20 protein-coding genes are annotated in these 25027 nt (G+C 47.8%); 17 read left to right on the forward strand and 3 right to left on the reverse strand.

Annotation, left to right across the window (positions count from 1 at the left end; translation table 11 throughout):
* Window positions 1-3: 3 nt before the first annotated feature.
* From ACZ43I_RS03960 to pyrE, 4 genes are read left to right on the forward strand one after another with little or no spacing between them, the layout of a single operon-like run.
* Window positions 4-753 carry a dihydroorotate dehydrogenase electron transfer subunit gene (locus ACZ43I_RS03960; RefSeq protein ID WP_344701276.1) on the forward strand — a complete coding sequence of 250 codons (750 nt, stop codon included), beginning with the start codon at window positions 4-6 and terminating at the stop codon, window positions 751-753.
* Window positions 750-1676 carry a dihydroorotate dehydrogenase gene (locus tag ACZ43I_RS03965; RefSeq protein ID WP_344701278.1) on the forward strand — a complete coding sequence of 309 codons (927 nt, stop codon included), beginning with the start codon at window positions 750-752 and terminating at the stop codon, window positions 1674-1676. Before ACZ43I_RS03960 ends, ACZ43I_RS03965 begins: the two co-directional genes overlap by 4 nt.
* A complete protein-coding gene (pyrF, locus tag ACZ43I_RS03970) occupies window positions 1676-2374 on the forward strand; it encodes an orotidine-5'-phosphate decarboxylase (RefSeq protein ID WP_344701280.1) in 699 nt (232 codons plus the stop codon). The genes ACZ43I_RS03965 and pyrF overlap by 1 nt, the downstream gene beginning before the upstream one ends.
* The gene (gene pyrE / locus ACZ43I_RS03975) at window positions 2375-2989 is read left to right on the forward strand and encodes an orotate phosphoribosyltransferase (RefSeq protein ID WP_344701282.1); all 615 of its coding nucleotides are present in this window, start codon (window positions 2375-2377) and stop codon (window positions 2987-2989) included. It begins immediately after the preceding gene.
* A 42-nt stretch (window positions 2990-3031) separates the two neighbouring features.
* On the opposite strand, the gene ACZ43I_RS03980 is transcribed toward pyrE, so the two are convergent.
* The gene (locus tag ACZ43I_RS03980) at window positions 3032-4714 is read right to left on the reverse strand and encodes a phospho-sugar mutase (RefSeq protein ID WP_344701284.1); all 1683 of its coding nucleotides are present in this window, start codon (window positions 4712-4714) and stop codon (window positions 3032-3034) included.
* Entirely contained in the window at window positions 4704-6770 is a 2067-nt protein-coding gene (gene pulA, locus ACZ43I_RS03985) for a type I pullulanase (protein WP_344701286.1), read from the reverse strand. The genes ACZ43I_RS03980 and pulA overlap by 11 nt, the downstream gene beginning before the upstream one ends.
* 158 nt (window positions 6771-6928) lie before the next feature.
* On the opposite strand from pulA, the gene glgB reads away from it, so the two are divergent.
* Genes glgB through glgA form a run of 4 tightly spaced genes read left to right on the forward strand, consistent with a single transcriptional unit; the run spans window position 6929 to window position 12532 of the window.
* Complete coding sequence (gene glgB / locus ACZ43I_RS03990; protein ID WP_344701288.1) at window positions 6929-8854, forward strand: 1,4-alpha-glucan branching protein GlgB; 1926 nt, start codon at window positions 6929-6931, stop codon at window positions 8852-8854.
* A 1-nt stretch (window position 8855) separates the two neighbouring features.
* The gene (locus ACZ43I_RS03995; protein ID WP_344701290.1) at window positions 8856-10007 is read left to right on the forward strand and encodes a glucose-1-phosphate adenylyltransferase; all 1152 of its coding nucleotides are present in this window, start codon (window positions 8856-8858) and stop codon (window positions 10005-10007) included.
* On the forward strand, window positions 10007-11107 hold the full coding sequence (gene glgD / locus ACZ43I_RS04000) for a glucose-1-phosphate adenylyltransferase subunit GlgD (RefSeq protein WP_344701292.1): 1101 nt from the start codon (window positions 10007-10009) through the stop codon (window positions 11105-11107). Before ACZ43I_RS03995 ends, glgD begins: the two co-directional genes overlap by 1 nt.
* A gap of 24 nt (window positions 11108-11131) precedes the next feature.
* The gene (glgA, locus tag ACZ43I_RS04005) at window positions 11132-12532 is read left to right on the forward strand and encodes a glycogen synthase GlgA (RefSeq protein ID WP_344701294.1); all 1401 of its coding nucleotides are present in this window, start codon (window positions 11132-11134) and stop codon (window positions 12530-12532) included.
* 44 nt (window positions 12533-12576) lie between these two features.
* Here the strand turns inward: glgA and ACZ43I_RS04010 are convergent, their stop codons facing one another.
* Window positions 12577-14277, reverse strand: a complete 1701-nt coding sequence (locus ACZ43I_RS04010) for an Rqc2 family fibronectin-binding protein (protein ID WP_344701296.1) — start codon at window positions 14275-14277, stop codon at window positions 12577-12579.
* 140 nt (window positions 14278-14417) lie between these two features.
* Between ACZ43I_RS04010 and gmk the strand changes: the two genes are divergently transcribed.
* The 9 genes from gmk (at window position 14418) to ACZ43I_RS04055 (ending at window position 25005) form a co-directional block, all read left to right on the forward strand.
* Window positions 14418-15041, forward strand: a complete 624-nt coding sequence (gmk, locus tag ACZ43I_RS04015) for a guanylate kinase (protein ID WP_344701298.1) — start codon at window positions 14418-14420, stop codon at window positions 15039-15041.
* Window positions 15041-15235: a DNA-directed RNA polymerase subunit omega gene (gene rpoZ / locus ACZ43I_RS04020; protein ID WP_344701300.1), complete on the forward strand. Its 195-nt coding sequence runs from the start codon at window positions 15041-15043 to the stop codon at window positions 15233-15235. Before gmk ends, rpoZ begins: the two co-directional genes overlap by 1 nt.
* 70 nt (window positions 15236-15305) lie before the next feature.
* Complete coding sequence (gene coaBC, locus ACZ43I_RS04025; protein WP_344701302.1) at window positions 15306-16496, forward strand: bifunctional phosphopantothenoylcysteine decarboxylase/phosphopantothenate--cysteine ligase CoaBC; 1191 nt, start codon at window positions 15306-15308, stop codon at window positions 16494-16496.
* Window positions 16496-18877, forward strand: coding sequence for a primosomal protein N' (priA, locus tag ACZ43I_RS04030; RefSeq protein WP_344701304.1), 2382 nt, complete (start codon window positions 16496-16498; stop codon window positions 18875-18877). The genes coaBC and priA overlap by 1 nt, the downstream gene beginning before the upstream one ends.
* 12 nt (window positions 18878-18889) lie before the next feature.
* Window positions 18890-19834, forward strand: a complete 945-nt coding sequence (gene fmt, locus ACZ43I_RS04035) for a methionyl-tRNA formyltransferase (RefSeq protein WP_344701305.1) — start codon at window positions 18890-18892, stop codon at window positions 19832-19834.
* Entirely contained in the window at window positions 19834-21129 is a 1296-nt protein-coding gene (gene rsmB, locus ACZ43I_RS04040; protein WP_344701307.1) for a 16S rRNA (cytosine(967)-C(5))-methyltransferase RsmB, read from the forward strand. The genes fmt and rsmB overlap by 1 nt, the downstream gene beginning before the upstream one ends.
* Window positions 21130-21131: 2 nt before the next feature.
* Entirely contained in the window at window positions 21132-22235 is a 1104-nt protein-coding gene (rlmN, locus tag ACZ43I_RS04045) for a dual-specificity RNA methyltransferase RlmN (RefSeq protein WP_344701309.1), read from the forward strand.
* Window positions 22236-22237: 2 nt separating this feature from the next.
* Window positions 22238-22984 (forward strand): Stp1/IreP family PP2C-type Ser/Thr phosphatase, encoded by a 747-nt coding sequence (locus ACZ43I_RS04050; protein WP_344701311.1) that lies wholly within the window; start codon window positions 22238-22240, stop codon window positions 22982-22984.
* On the forward strand, window positions 22981-25005 hold the full coding sequence (locus ACZ43I_RS04055) for a Stk1 family PASTA domain-containing Ser/Thr kinase (protein ID WP_344701313.1): 2025 nt from the start codon (window positions 22981-22983) through the stop codon (window positions 25003-25005). The genes ACZ43I_RS04050 and ACZ43I_RS04055 overlap by 4 nt, the downstream gene beginning before the upstream one ends.
* Window positions 25006-25027: the final 22 nt, after the last annotated feature.

Consider the following 25027-nt stretch of genomic DNA (forward strand, 5'->3'; position numbering starts at 1 on the left):
CATATGAAGACACTCATGACCATAATTGCCAATGACGAGATTGCCGACCGGGTATTCGAGATGGAGCTTGAAGGGGCGCTCACTTCAGATATGAAGACACCGGGACAGTTCGTCCACGTGCGCATCGACGAGTCGACCGAGCATGTACTGAGGCGGCCCATCTCAATCGCCAGCATCGATCAGGAAGCTTCGCGCTTTACCATCATATATAGGGCGGATGGCGCAGGGACTTCCAAATTAGCGGACAGACGTGCCGGGGAGAACTTGGATATATTATCCCCCCTCGGCAACGGCTATCCATTGGAACGTGACAGACATGTACTCATAATAGGCGGGGGCATCGGTGTTCCACCTCTTTATGAATTATCCAAACAGTTGAACGCGCGAGGCGTGAAAACTACCCATGTACTGGGATTCAATTCACAGAAAGATGTTTTCTATGAAGATAAATTCAGTGCACTCGGTGAAACATTTGTCTCCACGGCTGATGGTTCATACGGCACGAAAGGATTCGTTACAGATGTCATCGAAGCACTTGATGGACCTTTCGACCGCTTTTACGCTTGTGGTCCGAAAGTAATGCTGAGGGCACTTTCCGAGACGATGGAGATTGATGGTTATATTTCGCTTGAGGAACGGATGGGATGCGGCTTTGGTGTGTGCTACGCATGTGTATGCGAAACAACGGAGGGTGAATATGTCAAGCTTTGCACTGATGGCCCGGTCTTCAGGAAAGGGGAGATAGTGTTATGAACAAAGAGGCGATGCATATCTCCCTGCCGGGGTTAAACCTTAAGAATCCGGTAATGCCGGCATCAGGCTGCTTCAGTTTTGGTGAGGAATTCTCCCGACTCTATGATCTTTCACAGCTTGGTGCAATAATGATCAAAGCTGCAACGCATGAGGCAAGAAAAGGCAATCCCACCCCGCGCGTGGCAGAGACTTCAAGTGGCATGCTGAACGCCATCGGGTTGCAGAACCCTGGGGTTGATCACATCATCGAGCATGAACTCAAATTCCTTGAACAGTACGATGTGCCCATCATAGCGAATGTTGCAGGCACTGAGATAGATGATTACGTGATGGTCGCAGATAAAATATCCAAGGCAGGTAACGTCAATGCGCTGGAATTGAACATTTCATGCCCGAACGTCAAAGCCGGAGGCATCCAATTCGGCACTGATCCAGAAACAGCGCGGCGCTTGACCGCTGCAGTCAAAGAAGCTTCTGACGTACCAGTCTATGTAAAACTTTCACCGAACGTCACAAACATCGTCGAAATGGCAAAGAGCGTCGGAGATATAGCGGACGGATTGACAATGATCAACACACTTGTAGGCATGAGGCTCGACACGACAGGGCGACCGATCCTATCTAACATCACTGGCGGATTGAGCGGTCCGGCCATCAAACCGGTCAGCCTGAACATGATCTACCAAGTCCGGCAGCACATGCCCGACATACCGATAATCGGGATGGGCGGCATTTCGACAGTGGATGATATACTCGACTATATTTCAGTAGGTGCTGATGCTGTGGCAATAGGTACGATGAACTTTACTGATCCCATGATCTGTCCAACTCTCATCAGAGGGTTGGAAGAACGCTTGAAAGATATGGGTGTCGCCCACATCCATGACTTGAAGGGGCGCGCCTACAAACGGGAGGAAGACTAATGGACAGACCGATAATTGCACTTGATTTCAGTACGATGGAGCATGTACGCGAATTTCTAAAACGCTTCGATGAAGCGCTGTTCGTCAAAGTAGGCATGGAGCTTTATCTGCAGAATGGGCCGGAGGTCATAAAAGAACTGCGCAGCATGGGGCATGATGTCTTCCTTGATCTGAAGCTCCACGATATTCCGAATACAGTAGGCAAGGCGATGGAAGGGCTCGCGGCACTCGATGTCCAGATGACGAATGTCCATGCACAGGGGGGAGTGGCGATGATGAAGCGCGCTGCGGAATCCTTCAAAAACTACAACCCTGACGGGCTGCTCATCGCTGTCACCCAGCTCACATCGATGAGCGAAGAGCTGGTCCATGAAGAACTGGGTTCCAGATTGAGCCTCGATGAGAGCGTCGTTCATTTTGCGAAACTTGCGCAATCTGCAGGCCTTGATGGTGTAGTGTGTTCCCCACTTGAAGCAGAGCTTGTCCATGAAGCTTGTGGCAAGGAATTTAAAACCGTCACACCAGGCATCCGCATGCAGTCGGACACACAGGATGACCAGGTGCGTATCATTACACCTGAAGGAGCTAAAAGTGCCGGGTGCGACTATATTGTGGTAGGGCGCTCCATCACCAGAGACCCGAATCCATCAGAAAAATATTATAAGATCAAAAAAGAATTTGAAAGCGGGGAACAATAGATGGAATTACGCACTGCAGAAATACTTCTTGATGTAGGAGCCGTAGAGCTCAGTCCTGAAGCACCTTTCACTTGGGCGAGTGGCATAGAATCTCCCATATACTGTGACAACCGCAAAATAATAGGGGATATACAGGCAAGAAACGAAATTGCGGATGCATTCGCCTCAGTAATCAAAGAGCAGATGCCTGAAGCAGAAGTCATTGCCGGAACCTCCACCGCTGGAATTCCACACGCTGCGTTCGTCAGCGAGCGTCTGCAATTGCCGATGTGTTATGTCCGGGGAAGCAAGAAAAAGCATGGTAAGGGGAATCAGATTGAAGGCGCGGATATCTCCGGTAAAAAAGTAGTGCTCATCGAAGATCTGATTTCCACCGGTGGTTCGAGTATTGAAGCGGCTGAAGCCTTGAAGGAAGGTGGAGCTGAGGTGCTTAAGGTGATCGGAATCTTCACTTATGGCCTGCCCCAGGCGGCTGAAGCATTCAGCCAGTCAGGTTTTACTCTCTTTACATTGAGTAATCTCGATGCATTGGTCGAGGTAAGTGCCAATCGCGGGACTCTTTCTGATGGTCAACAGAAGACGGTCATGGATTTCAAGACATCACTATCAAAATAAAAGCTCAAACTGGAACTTCAGTTCCAGTTTGAGCTTTTTTCATCATACACCAAATATCATATCGTTTATGAATTTGGCTTCCTGTTCAATGTGTTCACTATCTAAGGAGGCATAAAGTTTTATTTTTGGTTCTGTACCTGACGGCCTTAGAGCAATCCAGCCATCCTGGAAATGAATTTTGATGACATCGGCTTGTGGGAGTTCAATCTTTTCTGTCCGGCCATCTTGATACGTCCGAGTCTGAGTCTTAAAATCTTCAGACATGACCACTTCCCTCCGGTCGAGCTTTTTAGGGGTGTTGGTGCGGAACTGCCTCATGATTTCATTGATTTCCTCCTTGCCGCTCGTCCCTTCGAAGGTATGACTGAAAAGAACTTCCATACGCCTGCCGTACGTTTCGTAGATTGATTCCAAGACATCCACAAGCGTCCGGCCTTCATTCTTCAGTGCGCTTGCCATCGAGACAAGGTACGGCACAATCTGTATGGCGTCTTTGTCACGCACGAATGGTTCAAGGAGAAAACCGTAGCTTTCTTCGTAGCCGAATATGAACTGTTTTTCGGGATTGTCTTCAAGCATCTTGATCTGCTCACCGATATACTTGAAACCAGTCAGAACTTCTATCATCTCTGCACCTTTATCTTCTGCAATCTTACGGCCTAAGTCGCTTGTCACAATTGATTTGATGACGACCGGACTTGGGCCGTCGTGGTTATCCAAGCGATGGTTGAGAAGCAGTATACCGAGCTGGTTGCCGTTCAAATGGACATACTCACCATTATGCAGGACCTGCACTCCAATTCTGTCGGCGTCGGGATCTGTGGCAATGAGCAGATCGGCTTCATCCTTTTTGCCAAGTGTCCGTGCCTCTTCAAATGCAGACTCGTTCTCCGGGTTTGGAGATTCGACCGAAGGAAAATCACCGTCGGGGCGACATTGTTCCTCGACCAGTTGATAACCGTTGAATCCAAGTGTATCGAGCAGCTCGGGCACAATCGGCACACTCGTTCCATGCAGGCTTGTGAATACGACTTTAAGGTCGGATTTTGGAATTTCTGGAATGAACGCAGTAATTCTCTGCTTATAGAGCTCTTCCATTTCAGTAGAAATGTATCCAGCGTCGCCGTTTTCCAACGCTTCTTCAAAAGGAATGGCAGCAATGTTGAATATATCTTCTATCGCGTTGATCTTCTCACTCAGTAGTGAAGCCGGCCGATCGATCAGCTGGGCACCATCCGCACCGTACACTTTAATGCCATTATACTCCGGTGGATTATGGCTTGCCGTTATCATGACCCCGAGGTCTGCATTGTGTTCCCTGACATGGAACGAGAGCTCCGGCGTTGAAATATATTGTTTTGAGAGCTTGACTGATACATTGTTGGTAACAAGGACACTCGTCATGGCTTGGGCAAATTCTGGTGAAAAGTGGCGGGTATCATAACCTATGACGACGAGTGAATCATCATCATCTTTTAAGCTATGTGCAATGCCAAGCGCCACTTTCTCGACTGTATATCGGTTCAGACGGTTCGGCCCGAGTCCGATTTTCCCCCTTATGCCTGCTGTCCCGAATGCAAGAGTACCGGTAAATGCGTCATTCTTCTCTTCTTCTGGTAGACGATCATATTGCTCCTGTGTGATGAAACTTCCCTCAATATTATTTTCCCATTGTGTTCTTTCCACTTCAATCACCTTCCTGGTCTGTTGTGTATTAGGCGGCATCGGCCATCTTCCTCAGTATAACGACTTCATACCCTTTAATATAGAGACTATTGGCATATACGGCCTTATCATGCCAACGCTGGTTTGAGAGTATGATCCTATAGGAATCATCCGAGCCATATCCAAGTTCGACGGATTTTTCCGTCGGATTGATGATGATCATAAACTCGCTCTCCTCGTGGCTGATCTGCACCCCGAAGGCTTGCGGCAAGTTGTTGAACGTCATGAATGTAAGCGCCTTTTTAATTTCGTCAGGATTTTTCAGGCGGAAGACATCTTCTTCTAGCCTGAAACGTATTACTGCTTTGATGAATTCAATATTATCCTGATACTTGGCTCTGCGGTTCCAGTCCATGCGGTTCAACAGGTCGCTTAGATTATACGTATTTCCATGACCATATTTGGTCCTGAAGAATTCCTGTCCGGCGTGCAGAAATGGTGTGCCGAACGATAGCAGGGTCAACGCAGTTGCAAGCTGATGTTGACTCTCAAGCACATACTGCCGCTTGTCCGAGGAATACTTGAGGCGGTCATATAACGTATGGTTGTCATGAACTTCCACATAATTGATGCTCATACCCGGATTGAATGCTTTGAAACTCCCAGTGAACATTTCCCTGATAGCTTGGGCGCCTTGTCCATCTCCATTTACATACCCCTTTTCGCTCAGTTCAAAATTGCTGCCTTTGATCACATCGCGGAAATGGTCGTTAAAGAAATGGACACTCGGAATGCGATCTGAAAATTCAGGGAGTGTCTTTTTATGATACTCCAAGGCTGTCGGCAAGTCCCAACCTTCTCCCAGGAGGAAAATTTCCCGGTCCTGTTCTTTTGAAATATGTTCTATACCTTGCATTGTTTCGATATCGAGCGCCCCCATAAGATCAAACCGGTAACCGTCGACCCGGTAGAAATCGAGCCAGAATTCCATCGTTTCAAGAATGAAGCGGCGGGCCATCATTTTTTCTGAGGCGAAATCATTGCCGACTCCCGTGCCGTTCGACAAGGATAGATCAGCATTATGTCTGAAGTAATAGCCGGGTACCAATTTCTCGAAACTCGAGTGTTCCACCCTATATACATGATTCAAGACTACATCCAAAACGACTTTCATGCCATTCTCATGTAATGTAAGTATAAGGTTTTGGAGTTCGACGATGCGGCTGATCGGGTCTGAAGGATTTGTTGCATAACTGCCTTCAGGCACCATAAAGAAATGAGGGTCATATCCCCAGTTATAACTTTTATCCCGATTCAATTCATCAACGGTCGAAAAGTCATTGACCGGCATCAATTCTATGTGGGTGACACCTAGCTCCTTCAGATAATTGAGTCCGCTGCTCAGCCGGTGGCCGGTCTCCGTATCTTCCGTCATCCCGAGGAAGAGGCCTCTCCATGCTTCACTGACACCACTGTTCGGATGACTGGTGATGTCCCTTACATGGGTTTCGTAGATGATTGCTGAATCATTCGGTATATCTGGTACATGATGTTTCCGGTAGTTGGGGTTGATGCGTTCGAAATCGACAACCATAGCCTCTTTTGCGTTGGCTGACACTGCCTTGACATACGGATCGATGACGAAATGCGTCACATGATTGTGGCTCGCTTCGAAATGATAATTTTTGCCATGACAGTCGTGGGAAATGACTTTTTCAAAGTAGCCGCCAATTTTATCCATATTATAAGGTTGACCATCAAGGAGCAGTCTGCACTGGAAGACTGTCGGAGCAAATACTCTGAAGATGGTCTGTTCTTTTGTATAGATGGCACCCATCTGCTGATCGGTTGCATACTTCAAGTCGAATTCTGTAGAAAAGGTATAGCGGCCCATCTCAAGTGGGATATGCCGCCCGCCTATAATCAGAAAAGTGAAATGATCGAGGTTCAGGGGATGTGCTAACGAAATGGTGGTGCACTTATCGCTGATATGGGCCGGGTGGATTTCAAGCGCTTCGCCATTCTGCATGACGGAAATGGACGCTGTATTTTCCGAACTGGCATTTTTTTTGACTATAGTAATCTGATCTGATGCATCTAGATATGCGTCATACATAAAGTTCCTCCATCTAGTTGTAGTAAATGATTGTTGCATGTATAATTATCATTTAAATAAATATTCTGAAATTGCTGTAAATGTATCATTCCAAATTTATAAGTTGTAACACCATAAAAATGGGTATGGACATAGTATAACGTAAAGGGGGAGATATTTTGAGTGCAGAGCGGTTGGAAATGGATAAATATCTGTTTCACCAGGGCACCCACTACAATGCCTACCAATTCATGGGGGCTCACGTTTTGGGTGATGAGGTGCGATTCATCACCTGGGCGCCGAATGCTACGCATGTGCAGCTCGCGTGTGAGCACAATGACTACAGTGGTGAAGGCATGGATTTTGAGCCTTTGGGCGATCAAGGTCTATGGATTTTCAAAACCCCCAACATGAAAAAAGGGGACGCCTATAAGTATAAGATTTATTTTCAGGGCACATCCCATCTGAAATCAGATCCCTATGGATTCTACCATGAACGGCGACCGGCAACAGCCAGCATCGTCCACCACGATGATTTCACCTTTACGGATGATGAATGGATGGCGAAAAGAAGCAGAAGCAATGTCTATCAAGCCCCGATCAGCATTTATGAAGTCCATCTGGGGACTTGGATGAGACATGCCGTGGACAGTGCAGATTATAACACCGTCGATGAGCTGACTGATGCTGCCCATTTCAGCTATGATGAAATTGCTGAAGCATTGGTGCCATATGTGGAGAAGATGGGATACACACATGTTGAGTTCATGCCTTTGACTGAACATCCCTTTGACTTGTCCTGGGGTTACCAGGTGACAGGCTACTTCTCTCCGACCAGCCGTTTTGGGGAGCCGGCTGGATTGAAGCGCCTGATCAACCGTCTGCATGAAGCGGGAATCGGTGTCGTCATGGACTTTGTACCCGCCCATTTCTGTAAAGACGCGCATGGATTAAGGATGTTCGACGGCATGCCTGTCTATGAACATCCTGATCCGAGAATTGCTGAAAAACGCCAGTGGGGAACGTTGACGTTCGATTACGGACGGCCTGAAGTACAATCTTTCCTCATCTCTTCGGCGATGTATTGGTTGCGTGAATTCCACATCGATGGTCTTAGGATCGATGCTGTGCACAGCATGATTGACCTGAACTTCGAAAACCATGAAGCCCGGGATAAAATCTATAACGAAGACGGCAGTGAGACGAACATTGCCGGGGTGGAGTTCCTGAAGAAATTGAATAAAGCTGCCTTCATGTATGATGAAACGCTCCTTATGATGGCGGAAGATTCTTCCGATGAGGCGAAAATCACCCACCCGGTCCACACCGGCGGACTCGGCTTCAATTTCAAATGGGATCTCGGCTGGATGCATGATCGGCTTGATTATATGGAACAGGATTTCTACGCGCGGGCAAACATCCACAATAAACTCACGTTTTCGATGGCATATAAGTACAATGAGAATTATCTATTGCCTCTGTCCCACGATGAGGTTGTCCATGGTAAGAAATCCATAGTCGATAAGATGGCTGGAGACCAATGGCAAAAATTTGCCCAGACCCGGCTGTTATATGGCAATCAGACCACAGAACCAGGAAAACAGCTACTGTTCATGGGGCAGGAAATAGGGATGTTCCATGAATGGAAGGATAAGGGGCAGGTCGACTGGCATCTTCTCGAATATCCGTACCATCACTCCCTGCAGAAATATACCGCTGACCTGAACGCGTTCTATAGGACGCATCCTGAGTTCCATAAATGGGATTACATGCCTGAAGGGTTCAAATGGCTGCTCGTCGACGATAATACGCATTCCGTCCTCAGCTATGTACGCAGATACAAGGAGACTTTTAAAGTATGCATATTCAACTACCGTCCGGAAGTATATCATGATTTTAAAATCCCAGTGCCTGAACCCGGCGTCTATCGGGAAATCTTCAATAGTGATGAAGACAAATATTCAGGTTCCGACGTCATGAATGACGGCAGGCATTTTTCAACGGATGAACATTATATCCGCGAAGACCAATATATAAAAGTATCCATCGCACCACTTGCTTTTCAAGTATTCGATCTTGAAGATGACACAGACAGGAGGAAGTAATATGACATCTAATACTGTAGCCATGCTGCTGGCAGGGGGAAAGGGCACGCGGCTTGGCGAACTGACGAAGGATATCGCCAAGCCAGCTGTACCGTTTGGAGGGAAGTATAGAATCATCGATTTTACAATGAGCAACCTGGCCAACTCGGGTATTTCGACAGTCGGGGTGCTCGTACAATACTCACCCTTAATGCTCAATAAGCACATCGGCATCGGCAAACCTTGGGGCCTTGACAGGCAATATGGGGGCGTCAGTGTACTCTCGCCGCATTCCAACCGTGAGGGCAGTGCCTGGTTCAGTGGTACGGCAGATGCAATCGTCAAGAATCTGCATTTTATCGATCAATACGAGCCTGATAATCTGATTGTCCTGAGTGGCGATCATATCTATCAGATGGATTATACTAAAATGCTCGAATTCCACCGGGCCAATGATGCCGATACCACCATCTCGGCAATTGAGGTACCATGGGAAGATGCCAGCCGATTCGGCATTCTGAACACGAATGAAGATATGAGCATATATGAATTTGATGAGAAGCCCGAGGAGCCAAAAAACAATATGGCTTCAATGGGAGTCTACATCTTCAAATGGGAAACGATTAGACCATACCTGCTCGAAGATGAAAAGAAGGAAGACAGCGAACATGATTTCGGGAAGGACATCATCCCAATGATGCTGTCGGATGAGAAGAGATTGTTCGCCTACAATTTTGAAGGCTACTGGAAAGATGTAGGCACAATCAAAAGTTATTGGGAAGCAAATATGGATCTGCTGAAAGACGATTTCCAGACTTTGCTGATGTCCAAAGAATGGCCTACTTATCCGAACGAAGAAAACCGTCCACCGGAGTACATCGGAGAAACAGCGGAGATAAAGGATTCACTCATTTCTCCAGGTTCTTTCATTGAAGGAAAAATCGATAATTCGATACTCTTCATCGGTGTGGAGACGGGGGCAGGCTCAAGCATCAAAGACTCCATCATACTACCTGATGCAGTAATCGGCGAAGGTGTCCGACTTGAGCGTGTAATCGTCACTTCAGGTGTTGAGGTGCCGGATGGTGCTGAAATACTCGCCGAGGACGAAGAGCCTATCGTCATCAGTCATGATACTTTAGACGACTATCTGCCAAAAGGGGGGCAATCATAATGGATAACGAAATACTTGGACTGATCAATCTACAGCCTGAACAGGATTACCTGGATGAATTGACTTATTTTAGGAGCAGTGGGTCGGTGCCATTCATGGGGCGCTATAGACTGATTGATTTCGCAATCACCAGCATGAATAATTCAGGCGTCAATGTCATAGGAGTATTTGCTGGCAATAAATTCAGATCATTACTCGATCATCTGAACCGCAAAGAAGATTTCGGCATTGAAGGAAGACAATCTAAAATATTCGTCCTTCCCCCTGACTGGAATGATCCGACTGACGTATCACAGGGAGATCTTAAGCATTTCCATAACCACTCCGATCTGTTCAGCCGTTTTAAAGGAAATCATGTGCTCGTCTCCGGCTCCCAGTTCATATCGAATACCGATTACTCTGAAGCGGTTGAACAGCATATCAAGAATGATAGGGACGTGACATTCGTTTCAGAAAAAGTTGAAACCCCTCCAGAAGGCCCGATCCTTCGCCTCATTACAGAAGGGGATCAGGTTACTGGATTTACACACGATCAAGAAAACTCGCACCTTTATACAGGCGTATACATCATTAAAAAATCTGTCCTTATGAACATCGTCACGTTCTGCATCAACAATTACAAGCCGAGTTTCTTCCATAATGGCATAAGAGAGAAGCTTGAAGAGTATAATACAGGTTTTTTTGATATAACGGCAAAAACACATTACTTCCATTCGATTGAAACATATTTCAACAACAGCATGGCATTGCTGGAAAAAGACCGCTACCGCAAATTCTTCTTCGGCAAGAATAGAGTGAAGACGAAAGTGAGCACCAGCCCACCGACGCTCTATAAGAAGACCAGCAACGTCAAAAAATCAATCTTGGCAAATGGCGTCACGGTCGAAGGAACTGTCGAACGCTCGATAATCGGCCGCAATGTCAAGATCGGCAAAGGAGCAGTCATTAAAAACTCCATCATTTTTGCAAATTGCAGAATCGAACCCGATGTCCACCTTGAGAATGTGATATTGGATAAAGATGTCAGGATTACAGAAGGACGCCAGCTGATGGGTTCTGAAGAAAAACCTTATGTTCTGGCCAAGCGTACCGAGATCTAATTTGATATGGGAAGAAGTGACAGCATGAAACATGTACTTTTTGCTGCAAGTGAATGCACACCGTTCATCAAGTCAGGTGGGTTGGCCGATGTCATCGGCAGCCTGCCGCAGGCACTTGTCAAGGAAGGGGCAGAGGTGTCGGTCATTTTGCCTCTATATAAGGGAATCATCCATTCAGATTACCGCCGGGATATGGAGGAAGTGATGATCTACAATACCCCGGTAGGATGGCGCAACCAGTATACCCGCATCTTGAAATATACAGATAGGAGAGTCACCTACTATTTTGTAGATAATGAGTACTACTTCAACCGTGACGGCCTCTACGGATATATCGATGATGGGGAGCGCTTTGCCTACTTTTCGAATGCGATCATTGAATTCATGTACCGTACAGATGAAAATTATGATGTGCTCCATTGTCATGATTGGCAGACTGGGGCTGCCGTTGCAATCGGCAGCATCAAACGGCCACACCCCGGCATGAAGATTGTCTACACGATCCATAATATCCAGTATCAGGGATGGATGGATCACTCGGCCTTCGGGGATATGTTCAACTTCGGCATGGAGCATTTCGCGGGATTCGAGTGGCAGGGCATGCTTAACATGATGAAAACCGCCATCCATCATGCGGATGTCATTACGACCGTGTCCGAAACATATGCCGAAGAGATTCTGACGCCATTTTTCGGTGAAGGTCTGGAGACGGTGCTCGAATACAGGAGGCATGATCTGCATGGCATCATCAATGGTCTGGATGTGACAGAATATAATCCCCTGAAAGATGATGCACTTGACTATAGATACCGATCATCATGCAAGACCAAACTGAAAAATAAGACGGCGCTTCAGAGTGCTCTCGGATTGGAAGTGGATGAGGCAATCCCCATGTACGGCATTGTGACTCGTCTCGTTTCACAAAAAGGTCTGGATCTCATCACACATGTCATGCATGAATTCCTGATGGAGGATGTCCAACTCGTCGTACTCGGATCAGGAGAGCAGCAGTATGAGGATTATTTCAAATCACTTGTCCATAATTTCCCCGGGAAGGTGCATGCGACAATCGGATTCAGTGAATCCTATGCCAGGAAAATCTATGCTTCCAGTGATTTCTTCATCATGCCGAGCCTGTTTGAACCGTGCGGTCTGGGCCAGCTGATCGCCATCAGATATCTAACGGTTCCAATCGTCAGGGAAACTGGTGGATTGAAGGATACGGTCGTGCCATATAACGAGTTCAATCATGTAGGGAACGGATTTTCATTCGAAAGCTACAATGCCCATGAACTGCTCGATGCCATGAGGTACAGCCGATCCATCTACCATGACAAGGCGCATATGGATGCCTTGTTCAATAACATGATGCAATCGGACTACAGTTGGGCAAAATCTGCCGAACGCTATATGAGCCTCTATTAAAGAAAAGCCACCTCCACAATATATTGTGGAGGTGGCTTTTCTTATTATGCTTCCGGCTGTGCCATTTTCATCACTTTTCCGCGGTCTGGAGTGACATTTACGGTCTGCTGGTCAGTATAGGTCACAAAACCAGGTTTTGCACCGCTGACTTTATGCACATGCCGGACTTTTGTAAAATCGACAGGCACCGACTCCGAGTCTCGGGCCTTGGAGTGATAGGCTGCTATCATCGCAGCTTCCAGAATATCCTGTTCTTCTATTTCGCCTTCAGTATGCAAGATGACGACGTGGGAACCTGGGATGTCTTTTGTGTGGAACCACAGATGGTTGTTCTGTGCTTTTTTACTCGTCAGATAGTCGTTCTGCTTGTTGTTTTTACCGACCAGTACATCCAGTCCATTCGTTGTCCGGTAAGGATGAAGCTGAATTTTATGCTTTTTCTTCTTCGGTTGTCTACGATTGTTCTTGATGATGCCCTGCTCGCCCAATTCCTCCCTTATCTCTTCAACTTCTTCTTCAGTGCTGATGCTTTCCATCTGATGCAGCAGTGAAGCGAGGTATTTAATGTCCTGGTATGAGCGCTCCAGCTGTGTAGCGGCGCTGCTTTCGCGCGTCTTCAGTTTATTGTACATCTTATAGTAGCGTTGGGCATTTTCACTCGCTGTACGATTCTTATCGAGGGGGATGCTCAGAGGTTCATCGGTATAATAATCGATGACTTCGATGCTTTCATCGTATGGTTTGACCTGGTGCATATATGCAGTGAGCAGTTCCCCGTACTTTTGGTATTCATCCATCTTCTCCGCTTCAGCGAGGTCCGCCTTGAGCTTTTCTATCTTACGTTCTGTACGGTCATATTCACGTTCGATCAAATGGACATAATCTTGTGCCTTCTGTCTGATCAGCGACTTCCTGTATCTGTCATGGTAATAGTCGTCCATCAATCCAGAGAGCGAATCATATGTTGCATCCGGTGCACCAAGGTGGCTGAGTGGAGTGAAATAGAATATTTCAGCGTCACCGGACGTATAGAGCACAGGCTTTATCTCTTCCGCCTGATGCATGGCTTCTTTTATTGCCGGTACGATGGTTTCAGTGGTGAAGTAACCCGCGAGATATTCGACTTCCTTGACGAAGAGTGGACTGAATCCTTCTACATTGTGGAGGATCTGCCGGCCTACCTTCCCCCTGTTGAAGTCGATGCGTGCTGTAAGTGACTCTATATCCGCCGTCCTCGGATTCAGTTTCGGCTCAGTGGGTGGGGCTGTATATGGGAAGCCTGGCATGATGGTCCTGCTGTTGTTGTTCGGCGTGAGGTGCTTGATGCCATCCTGGATGATATAGTCGGCATCCGTTATGATGATGTTCGAATGCCGTCCCATGATTTCCAGGATGAGTATGCGTTTGATTGGGTCTCCTAGTTCATTCCGCGATTGAATGTGCATTTCAACCCGGCGGTCGTTGCCGATTTGTCTGATGGTCTCAATGATGCCGCCCTCAAGATGTTTTCTGGCAACACGCACAAACATCGGCGGATCGAATGGAAATTCGTATTTATGGTCTGTCAGATGGAAGCGTGCATACATGGGATGCGCACTTATCAGAAGGTTATGGTTTGCACCTTGTGCCCTGACCTTGAATATCATGCTTGTGTCATCCATCTGTTGTATCTTATTTATCTTCCCGCTATGGAGACTATTCAATTCTCCCAATAGGGCGTGGACAAAATTACCGTCGAATGCCATGGTTTCATCCTCCTGTTTTAGACTAATGAACATTTTAACACGAATTGTGCCATGTTTGTCGCAAGCCGTCATTTGATGATGAATTTTTCTCCCGGTTATGGTACATTAGGAGATAATCACAAATAGAAAGGTTACGTGTTATGACTTCAGAAAAGGGATTGCTGATTGTACTCTCCGGCCCATCGGGTGTTGGGAAAGGCACGGTCAGAAAGGCGATTTTCGATCATCCTGATACTGACTTCAAGTACTCGATCTCCATGACGACAAGGGAGAGGCGAGAAGGGGAGACGGATGGCGTCGATTATTTCTTCAAAAGCAAAGCAGAATTCGAAGCATTGATTGAAGCAGATAAATTCATTGAGTATGCCGAGTATGTGGGCAACTACTACGGCACTCCGGTGGATTATGTGGAGGAGACCATGTCAAAAGGGCATGATGTATTCCTGGAGATAGAAGTCGAAGGGGCAAAACAGGTAAGGGAAAAGTTTCCTGAAGCCTTGTTCATCTTCCTGGCCCCACCGGACCTTAGCCAATTGGAGCAGCGTCTTGTGAACAGAGGAACAGACTCCCCTGAGATCATCAAACACCGCATTGATGAAGCAAAAAGAGAACTTAAAATGATGAACCTTTACGATTATGTCGTAATCAACGACGATGTGGACACTGCACGCGGACGGGTCCAATGCATTGTCGAAGCGTCCCATATGAAACGGGCACGTGTAGAATCCAAATTGAGAAAAATGCTACTGGAGGTCAATCAATAATGTTATATCCATCCATACACGATCTGAAGAAGAATGTCGATTCGAAATATCTGGTAGTGACAATGGCTGCCAAACGGGCACGTCATCTACAAGATGAACCGGATGATCTTATCTTGGAAGAGTACAAAACTTTGAAGACGGTCAGCCGGTCACTTGAAGAAATTGCTGCAAATAAAGTTAAGGCAAAAAACTAGCTGACAAATTTTGTCAGCTTTTTTTAACAGCCCATCGCGATAGAAGGGCTATATTCAAAGAGGTGAGAGCATGTCAAATATCGTTATCGGTGTAACAGGCGGCATCGCCGCCTATAAGGCAGTCGACTTAACAAGTAAACTGATTCAAGGTGGACACCAGGTCCGTGTCGTCCTGACGGAAAATGCACTTGAATTCATCACACCGCTCGCATTTCAGGCAATAAGCCGCAATCATGTATACACCGATACCTTCAAAGAGGAAGACCCGTCGGTGATTTCCCACATCAACATCGGGGAGTGGGCGGATATCATAGCAGTAGTGCCAGTGACTGCAAATACTATCAGCAAGCTGGCCAACGGCATCTATGACAATATGCTGCTCAATATGCTGGCGGCAAATCCAAAACCGGTGGTGCTTGCGCCGGCAATGAATGTCCACATGTATAACCAGCCTGCAGTACAGAGGAATATGGAAGTGCTTACTAAAGATGGATACCAATTCATCGATGCAGAATCCGGGTTCTTGGCATGCGGTTATAATGCCAAAGGACGCATGGCAAATGTACCGGAAATAAAAGCCTATATAGAAGCCCAGCTTGAACAAGATGACCGGATGTCTGGCAAGAAAGTGCTGATAACAGCAGGACCGACACAGGAACCTCTGGATCCGGTGCGCTACATCACCAACCATTCAAGCGGCAGGATGGGATACGCTTTGGCCGAGGCTGCGGCTGAGAGAGGTGCAGAAGTTGTACTGGTCAGTGGCCCAGTCAATATCGATGCACCACGGGGTGTTGAAGTCGTCGATGTCGTAACGGCAGAACAGATGCGGCGTGCAGCAGATGACCATATGGATGCTGATCTTGGCTTGTTCACTGCTGCAGTCAGTGACTTTGCACCTGTCTCCATGCAGGACCAGAAGATGAAGAAAGAGCAGGGGACAGAGCGTATGACCATTGAGATGAAAAAGACACCGGATATATTGAAGCATGCCGGACTCCATGCCAGAGATATGTATGTCGTGGGATTTGCAGCAGAAACCGAAAATGTTGAAGCGTATGCGTTGGATAAACTGAAGCGGAAGAATGCTGACTGCATCATCATGAATGATGTATCCAACCCTGATATCGGCATGAACAGCCCGGATAACGAGGTGGTCATGCTGTTTAAAGAGGGGGAGCCGGTACCATTCGAAAAGATGGATAAGCAATTGCTCGCTTCTGTCATCATGGATACGCTGCTCGACAGGTGGCTGGACTGATGTATGCTTCTGTAATAGTGGATATCCCGAGTAAAAGCGTAAACCAAGTCTTTGACTATCGTGTCCCGGAAGGCATGCTGGATATACTCAAGGTCGGCCACCGCGTACTCGTACCTTTCGGGCGACGTACCATCCAAGGGTATGTGATGAAGCTCAGCGAAAAGACCGACTTCGATCCGGAGCGGATCAAGGAAATCGCACGCACTCTCGACATTGAGCCAGTGCTGACAGAAGAGATGGTGGTCATCGCCAAACATCTTGCAGACTACTACATCGATCAGTATATAAGCGTTATAGAAACCATTTTGCCGGCAGCGCTGAAGGCAAACTACAAAAAGGTGCTGCGCTTGGCTGAAGGGCATGGAGCGACAGCAAAAAGACTTCTTGAATCCCATCAGCAGGGTGGGGAGGTGGAGACGAGACATCTGCCTGCCCCAGTGCTGGAGGAACTTGCACCCTACCTCGCGTCTGGGGAAATAAAGGAAGAGACAGTAATCACGCAGCATACGAAAAAGAAGACGGCCCTTGCAGTCTATTCCCTACGTCATCCTGCAGTCGAACTGTCACGCGCCAAAAAGCAGCAGGAGCTGCTCGACGTAATCGAATCCAGTTCGGAGCCGATATTTATCAGAGACCTTGCCGCTGAAGGGTTCTCCAACCATCTGGTCAATGAACTTGTCCGGAAAGGATATGTAGAGAAGGTCGAACGGCAGATGGAACGGGATCCGTATGCTGATAGGGTATTTACACTGGACCCGCCGAAAGTGTTGAATGAAGAACAGCAGCATGCCTATGACCGCATCGCTGAAACGATGGATGCCAGGGAGCCCCACACCTTCCTGCTCCACGGGATTACAGGCAGCGGCAAGACTGAAGTATATCTTCAGGTCATTCAAAAGGTGATGGATGAAGGACAAAATGCCATCATGCTGGTGCCGGAGATCGCTTTGACCCCGCAGATGGTCAACCGCTTCAAAAGCCGATTCGGTGATGATGTGGCGGTGCTCCATTCCGGGCTTTCCCACGGGGAGAAATACGATGAATGGCGCAAAATAAAAGAAGGCCGTGCACGTGTATCGGTCGGGGCCAGAAGCAGTGTCTTTGCTCCCTTCGAGAATATCGGTGCCATCATAGTGGATGAGGAGCATGAAACGACATATAAGCAAGGAGATCGGCCGATGTACCATGCTACTGAAGTGGCGAAGTTCAGGAGCCGATACCATAATTGTCCCCTGATACTGGGAACGGCGACACCGAGCCTCGAAACATATGCCCGTAGTGAGCGGGGCGTCTATGAGCGGCTTGAACTGACGCAGCGGGCCGGGACGAAAGTGCTGCCCGAGATCCATGTTGTGGATATGGCAGAAGAGCATCGCGGGGGCAATACCTCGATAATTTCACAGACGCTCAAAGAAGCCATCGACCAGCGCATCGAGCGGGGTGAACAGACTGTGCTGCTGCTTAATAGGCGGGGATATTCGAACTTTCAGATATGCCAAAACTGCGGCTATGTGCCAATCTGTCCAAACTGTGACATCTCCCTCACCTACCATAAATCAAACAGCAGCCTCCTGTGCCATTACTGCGGTTATGAATCGGCAGTCCGACGTACATGCGAAAACTGCCAAAGTGACGATGTCACCTTCAGGGGCACGGGTACCGAGAAAGTGGAAGAAATACTGCGCGATATGTTCGATGCTGAAATCGTCAGGATGGACAACGATACAACAAGGCGAAAAGGCATGCATGAAAAGCTGCTTGATCGCTTTGAAGAAGAAGAAATACCCATTCTGCTCGGCACTCAGATGATTGCAAAAGGGCTCGACTATCCCAAGGTGACGCTTGTGGGTGTGCTGAACGCAGACACGATGCTCAATCTTCCTGATTTCAGAGCCAATGAAAAAACATACCAGCTGCTCACTCAAGTATCGGGCCGCGCAGGACGGCATGCTTTGTCTGGAGAAGTGATCTTCCAGACCTACAATCCGAGCCATTATGCAATCCAGCTGGCAAAAGGGAACGACTACAGGCAGTTCTATGAAAAGGAGATGGCATTCAGACGTCTGGCTCGCTACTCACCATTTTATTTTCATGTATTATTTACCGTTTCGAGCGAGGATATTTCAAAATGCCTCAAAGCAACAAGTCATATCCATGATGCCCTGGTGGACGCCGTTACGGACAAGTCCATCATAGTGGGGCCATCCCCAAGTCCTCTTGAGAGGATCAACCGGCAGTATCGTTTCCAGATAATGTTGAAATATAAGAGGGAGCCGGCACTGCTCGAAGTTTTGGGTGAATTGGATGAATACTATCATGAAGCATATCGTACGGAAGGTGTCTCACTCCGGATAGATGTGGATCCGCAAGTCATCATGTAGGAGGAATTTATAATGACGGAAACAATCATTTTTATGGGGACCCCCGATTTCTCAGTACCCATATTAAAGAAGCTCCACGAAAAGCATAACGTCGCGCTGGTCATCAGCCAGCCGGATAAGCCGGTCGGCAGAAAAAGGGTGCTGACCTCTCCGCCGGTCGCAGAAGCAGCAAAAACCCTCGATATTCCACTTTTACAACCTCAAGATATCAGACAGGAGGAAGCGGTGGAGAAGATCAGGGAAATGGCTCCGGATCTGATCGTCACAGCAGCCTACGGACAGATACTCCCAAAGGCACTGCTTGACATTCCGCGTCTCGGAGCGGTCAATGTGCATGCCTCCCTGCTGCCGAAACATAGAGGCGGCGCCCCGATCCACAGGGCGATCATGGAAGGTGATGCAGAAACCGGTGTGACGCTCATGTATATGGCTGAAGGGCTCGACAGTGGAGATATCATCACAAGCGTAAAGACCAACATCACGCCTGAAGATGATACAGGAACTTTACATGACCGCCTCTCACACCTTGGTGCAGAGCTTCTCAATGAGACACTTCCTGCCTTACTGGCAGGGACGAATACCCGTGTTCCACAAGATGAAGGGCAGGTCACAATCAGTCCGAACATTTCCAAAGAGGATGAACAGTTGGACTGGGGGGACGATGCAAAGCATCTGTTCAATCATATACGGGGATTGTCCCCATGGCCCGGTGCCTATACTGAAATGGATGGCAAACGCCTGAAGATCTACGGTGCGCGACTTCTTGAAAAGCACTCAAAGCGTCAACCCGGCACCATCGATTCGGTGACGGAAGATGGCTTCACCGTAGTCTCCGGAGATCGTCGGTTGATTGAGGTCACACAAGTCCAGCTGGCTGGGAAAAAGCGGACTGATGCATCGGAATTCACAGCAGGCAGACAAAATCTAGAAGGCACAATACTTGGGGGTATCAGATAATGTCATTACGTAAACTGGCCCTCGATGCATACAGCCGGGTGATGGATGAGGGGGGTTATTCCAACATCGTCTTGAACGATATAATCAAGAGCCATCCATTGGAAGCGAATGATAAAGGACTGCTGACTGAAATCGTCTACGGCACGATCGCAAAGCGGCTGCACATCCAATATCAGATCAGGCCCTTTATACGCACAAGGCTCAAGCGGTGGCAGCGCAATCTGATAGAGATTACAGTCTATCAGATCATGTGGCTGGACCGTGTGCCGAACTACGCCGCAATCAATGAAGCGGTGGAGATCGCCAAGGCATCAGGCGGCCCAAAAGACGCCAATGCCATCAATGGCATACTGAGGAATTTCGAAAGGTCGCCGAGGCAAGATGCCGATACCATCAAAAGCGCAACAAAGCGGTTGTCTGTTGAAACGAGCATCCCCGAATGGATCATTTCCCATTGGAAGACCCACCACGGCATCGATGGGGCCCGTCGGATAGCGGAAGCATTGGACAGCCGTCCCCAGATGTATATACGCACCAATACATCACGCATTACACGGGAGTCGCTCATCTCGAAATTGACAGCGGAAGGCTTGAAGGCGATCCCTTCAGATATTCATCAAGACGCCATTGAAGTGGATGGTGATATCCTGAAGTCGGAGGGCTATGAAGCAGGATTATTCAGCATCCAGGATGTCAGTTCGATGCTTGTCAATGAAGCCCTTGAACCGGCAGTGGATGATATCATCCTTGATGCCTGCAGTGCGCCAGGCGGTAAAGGGCTGCACGCGCTAGAGAAAGCCACCAGCGGGCATGTCGATCTGAGTGATGTACACGCGCATAAATTGCCGCTTGTGACCCAACATGCCAAACGCCTGGGGTTGTCGAACCTCGAAGTTTTTCTGGCAGACGCAGCCCAGGATGAATATCCGAGACTGTATGATAAAATCATAGTCGACGCCCCGTGCTCAGGGCTCGGGGTGATGCGCAGGAAGCCGGAAATCAGGTACGAGCGCACTGCGGAAGATGTAGAAGCGCTTGTTGGTCTCCAGCTTGAAATTTTATCCAACGTAAAGCAATACTTGAAAAAAGGCGGCGTGCTCATATATTCGACATGCACCATCCATCAGATGGAAAATGAAAATGTGGCCTATACGTTCAAAAAGGAAAATGACGATATCGAGTTTGATCCGTTCAGATTGGAAGCATTCGATTTTGAAGGGCCATATCGCCAGATTCTGCCCCAGGAAGCAGATACAGATGGCTTCTTTATAGCCAGATTCAGGAAGAAGGAATAGAAATGATAAAAAGACCAGAAAAGAAACCGATTAAAGATTTTCAGCTGCCGAACTTCGATCGACCGTCGATCTACACGTTAAACCTCGATGAATTGGAGGCATTGGCAGTCGAATGGGGAGAAGAGCGGTATCGCGGTGCGCAAATATTCGAATGGCTCTATATTCATCGTGTAGACCAGTTTGAAGAAATGTTGAACCTGCCTAAGGATATGCGCCAAAGACTGTCCGAGATGTACAGCATAGCGCCGCTGGAGACGGTGGTCAGGCAGGAAAGTAAGGATGGCACCATGAAGTTCCTGTTCCGCCTACGGGATGGCTATACCATCGAAACTGTATTGATGCGCCATGATTACGGCAACTCCGTGTGTGTAACGACCCAAGTTGGCTGTCGTATAGGCTGCAGTTTCTGCGCGTCGACGCTCGGGGGATTGAAGCGTAATCTCGAAGCGGGCGAAATTGTCTCGCAGATCGTCCAGATTCAGAAAGCGCTGGACGAAACGGGCGAACGTGTGAGCAGCATCGTCATCATGGGCATCGGTGAACCGTTTGAAAACTACAACCAGATGATGAAGTTCCTGCGTATCGTCAATCATGACGATGGATTGAATATCGGCGCTCGTCATATCACGGTGTCCACTAGTGGCATAGTGCCCCGCATCTATGATTTTGCGGAAGAAGATATACAGATCAACTTTGCCGTGAGCCTGCATGCAGCGGATAATGATATAAGGACACGCCTGATGCCGATCAATAAAGCTTATGATATAGAGAAATTGATGGATGCCTTGAAGTATTACCAACAGGAGACCGGCCGTAGGATCACTTTTGAATATGGCCTTTTCGGTGGCGTCAATGACCAGCCTGAACATGCACGAGAGCTTAGTGAATTGATCAGCGGCTTGAAATGCCATGTCAATCTCATACCTGTCAACCATGTGCCGGAGCGGAACTATGTACGCACTACAAGGGATGATATCTTCACATTTTTGGAGACACTCAATGAGTGCGGGGTGAACGCGACGCTCAGAAGAGAGCAAGGAACCGATATAGATGCCGCATGCGGCCAGCTCCGTGCCAAGGAATCCAAGGAAGAAACGGGGGAATAGCAATGAAGGCAGTAGAAGACAGCATCAAGGGAGACTACCGCAGCTTGAATGAAGATGCCACCGGCATCTTCTATAATGGAACAGATCAGATGCTGCTGCTCGTTTCGGACGGGATGGGCGGCCATGAGCATGGTGATGTCGCCAGCAGGTTTGCACATGATGAAGTGAAGGCAGCATGGGAAGAGCAGAATCTGTTCGACGTCGAGCAGGCGGTCGAATTTTTGAGGCATCTTGTGATGGATGTCAACCGCAGGATGCATGAATACCAGGAAGAATATGCAGAGTATCGCGGAATGGGCACGACCCTTGTCCTCGCGGCAGTGATTGACGAAACCCTGCTTATTTTGAATGTGGGGGATTCCAGGGCATATGTGATGAACGCCCGCTCCATCGAACAGGTGACGAAAGATCACTCATTCGTCAACATGCTGGTCGATGCCGGAGAAATTACCGAAGCAGATGCAAAAGTGCACCCTAAAAGGAATATAATCACAAAAGCACTCGGCACCGACCGTCTCATCCAAGCAGATGTCTTCAGGTTACGGAACAAACAGTATAATCATCTCCTGCTGGCTTCTGACGGCCTGACGGATGAAATGGATAGTGGAGAAATTCATACAATCGTGTCAAAGCCGGACATCCCGTTTGAGGATAAGCCGGGGTATCTTATAGAACGTGCACTCAAAAATGGCTCTACGGATAATATCAGCCTTGTATTGGCTGAACTGAAGGCAGGCAATCAGGTGTGATTGGGGAAATCGTTTCAGAGCGCTACAAGGTGATTGAATACCTCGGCGGTGGCATGAGCTCCGTTTACTTGGCTGAGGATATCATCTTGAACCGGGAAGTGGTCGTAAAGCTGATCAAAGTGGATCATCATAACCGCGAGAAATCCGTGGCGCGGTTCCAACGTGAGGTCGAAAGTACGATCCAACTCTCCCATCCAAACATCGTCAGCGTTCTGGACGTCGATGAGACGGATATGTATCATCTGCTTGTAACCGAAGTGATCCATGGTCCGACGTTGAAACAGTTCATCGAAGATAATCATCCTGTGCCGGTAGCTGAAGTGCTGAGGATATGTGGGATGGTGCTGCGTGGCATCAGGCATGCCCACGGTGCAGGCATCATCCATAGGGATATCAAACCCCAAAACATTCTGATGGATGGTAAAGGACAAGTGAAGATTACAGACTTCGGCATTGCTAAGGCCCTGAGTGATACACGCATGACTGAAACTAACCAGGTCATGGGTTCTGTGCAGTACATATCCCCGGAACAGGCAAAAGGCAACCAGACGGATGAACGGACAGATATCTATTCATTCGGGATTGTATTGTTCGAATTACTTGCCGGCCGGCTGCCGTTTGAAGGGGAAACCCCGGTTTCAGTGGCATTGAAGCATATATCAGAGCCCTTTCCGGACATACTGGAATTCAGGGAAGTGCCGGAAGCGCTTGTCCGCATAATCGGTAAGTGCACTGAAAAAGATCCCCATAACCGCTATCGTCAAGTAGATGAAATACTCAATGATATCGCTGCATTCAATTCCGGTACAGTGTCTCAGACCCACCTTGGGCCAAGCCCCCTGAGCAGCCATCAAGAAGATAGGAAGAAGAATCGAAAGCTATGGCTCATTCCATTGTTGGCAATGTTGCTTCTGCTGCCGACATTATTCTTTTTCTTTGTTATGGACCAATCGACCATCCTCCCGGACATGAACGGTATGCCGATTGAAGATGCCGGAGAGATACTTGAAGAAAATGGTTTGGAGATGGGTGAGACAATCGAGGAATATGACCCTGAAATGAGTACTGGCTCGATCATCAGCACCGTACCAGGGGCTGGTGGGAAAGTAGATAAAGGCACTCCGATTGATATTATCGTCAGCCGAGGAGAAGCACCCTATAAAATGGAGGATTTTGTCGGGGGCTACTATGAAGATATCAAAGGTGATCTGGATGCACTTGGATTCAGCAGCGTCGAAGTGGAAAAGATACCCGATGCTTCAAAACCTGACACGGTACTTTCGCAGTCCATTGGAGCTGGAATGGAAGTCACTCCTGAAGAACATGAGCTGGTCCTTGAGGTGTCTTCAGGAATGGAAATGCCTTTGTTGACGGGACTTTATCTTGAAGATATGCAGGCTGATATTGAAGCGATGGAATTCAGCTCATTCGAAGTTGAAGAAGTATATGATCCATCTGAACCCGGGACTATAGTAGAACAGTCAATAGAACCAGATACCCTTGTCGATCCGTCTTCAGACAATTTGAAGCTGACAGTGTCAAAAGGCTTGGAAATGATAGAAGTGGAAGATTATAGGGGACAGCAGCTGGAGGAAGCAGAGGCAGCACTGATTGAGTCAGGATTTGAAGTGGATATCATCCAGGAAGCCCACAGCGCAGACTTTGAAGAGGGCCAGGTCATGGGCCAGTCCCCACATTATGGGGAATTCACAAAGGGTTCCACAATCGATATAATCAAATCTTTAGGGCCCGAACCAAAAAATGAGAAGCAATTTGCCAAGGAAGTCTTGATTCCATACGACGATAAAGATACAGACTCCAAGGAAGAACGTCCAACCCGTACTGTGGAAATATACATTGATGACAAAGATAACGATATAGATGATGTATTCGATACACTGGAAATCGATTCGGATCACGAGTATACGATCAATATGATTATCGAAGAAGATGAAACCGGCCACTACCGCATCGATGTCGATGGTGAGACCGTCAAAGAGGATAAGGTGCCCTACAAGTGATTGAAATAGTGGCATAAGCACG

The organism is Salinicoccus jeotgali, assembly GCF_055379195.1.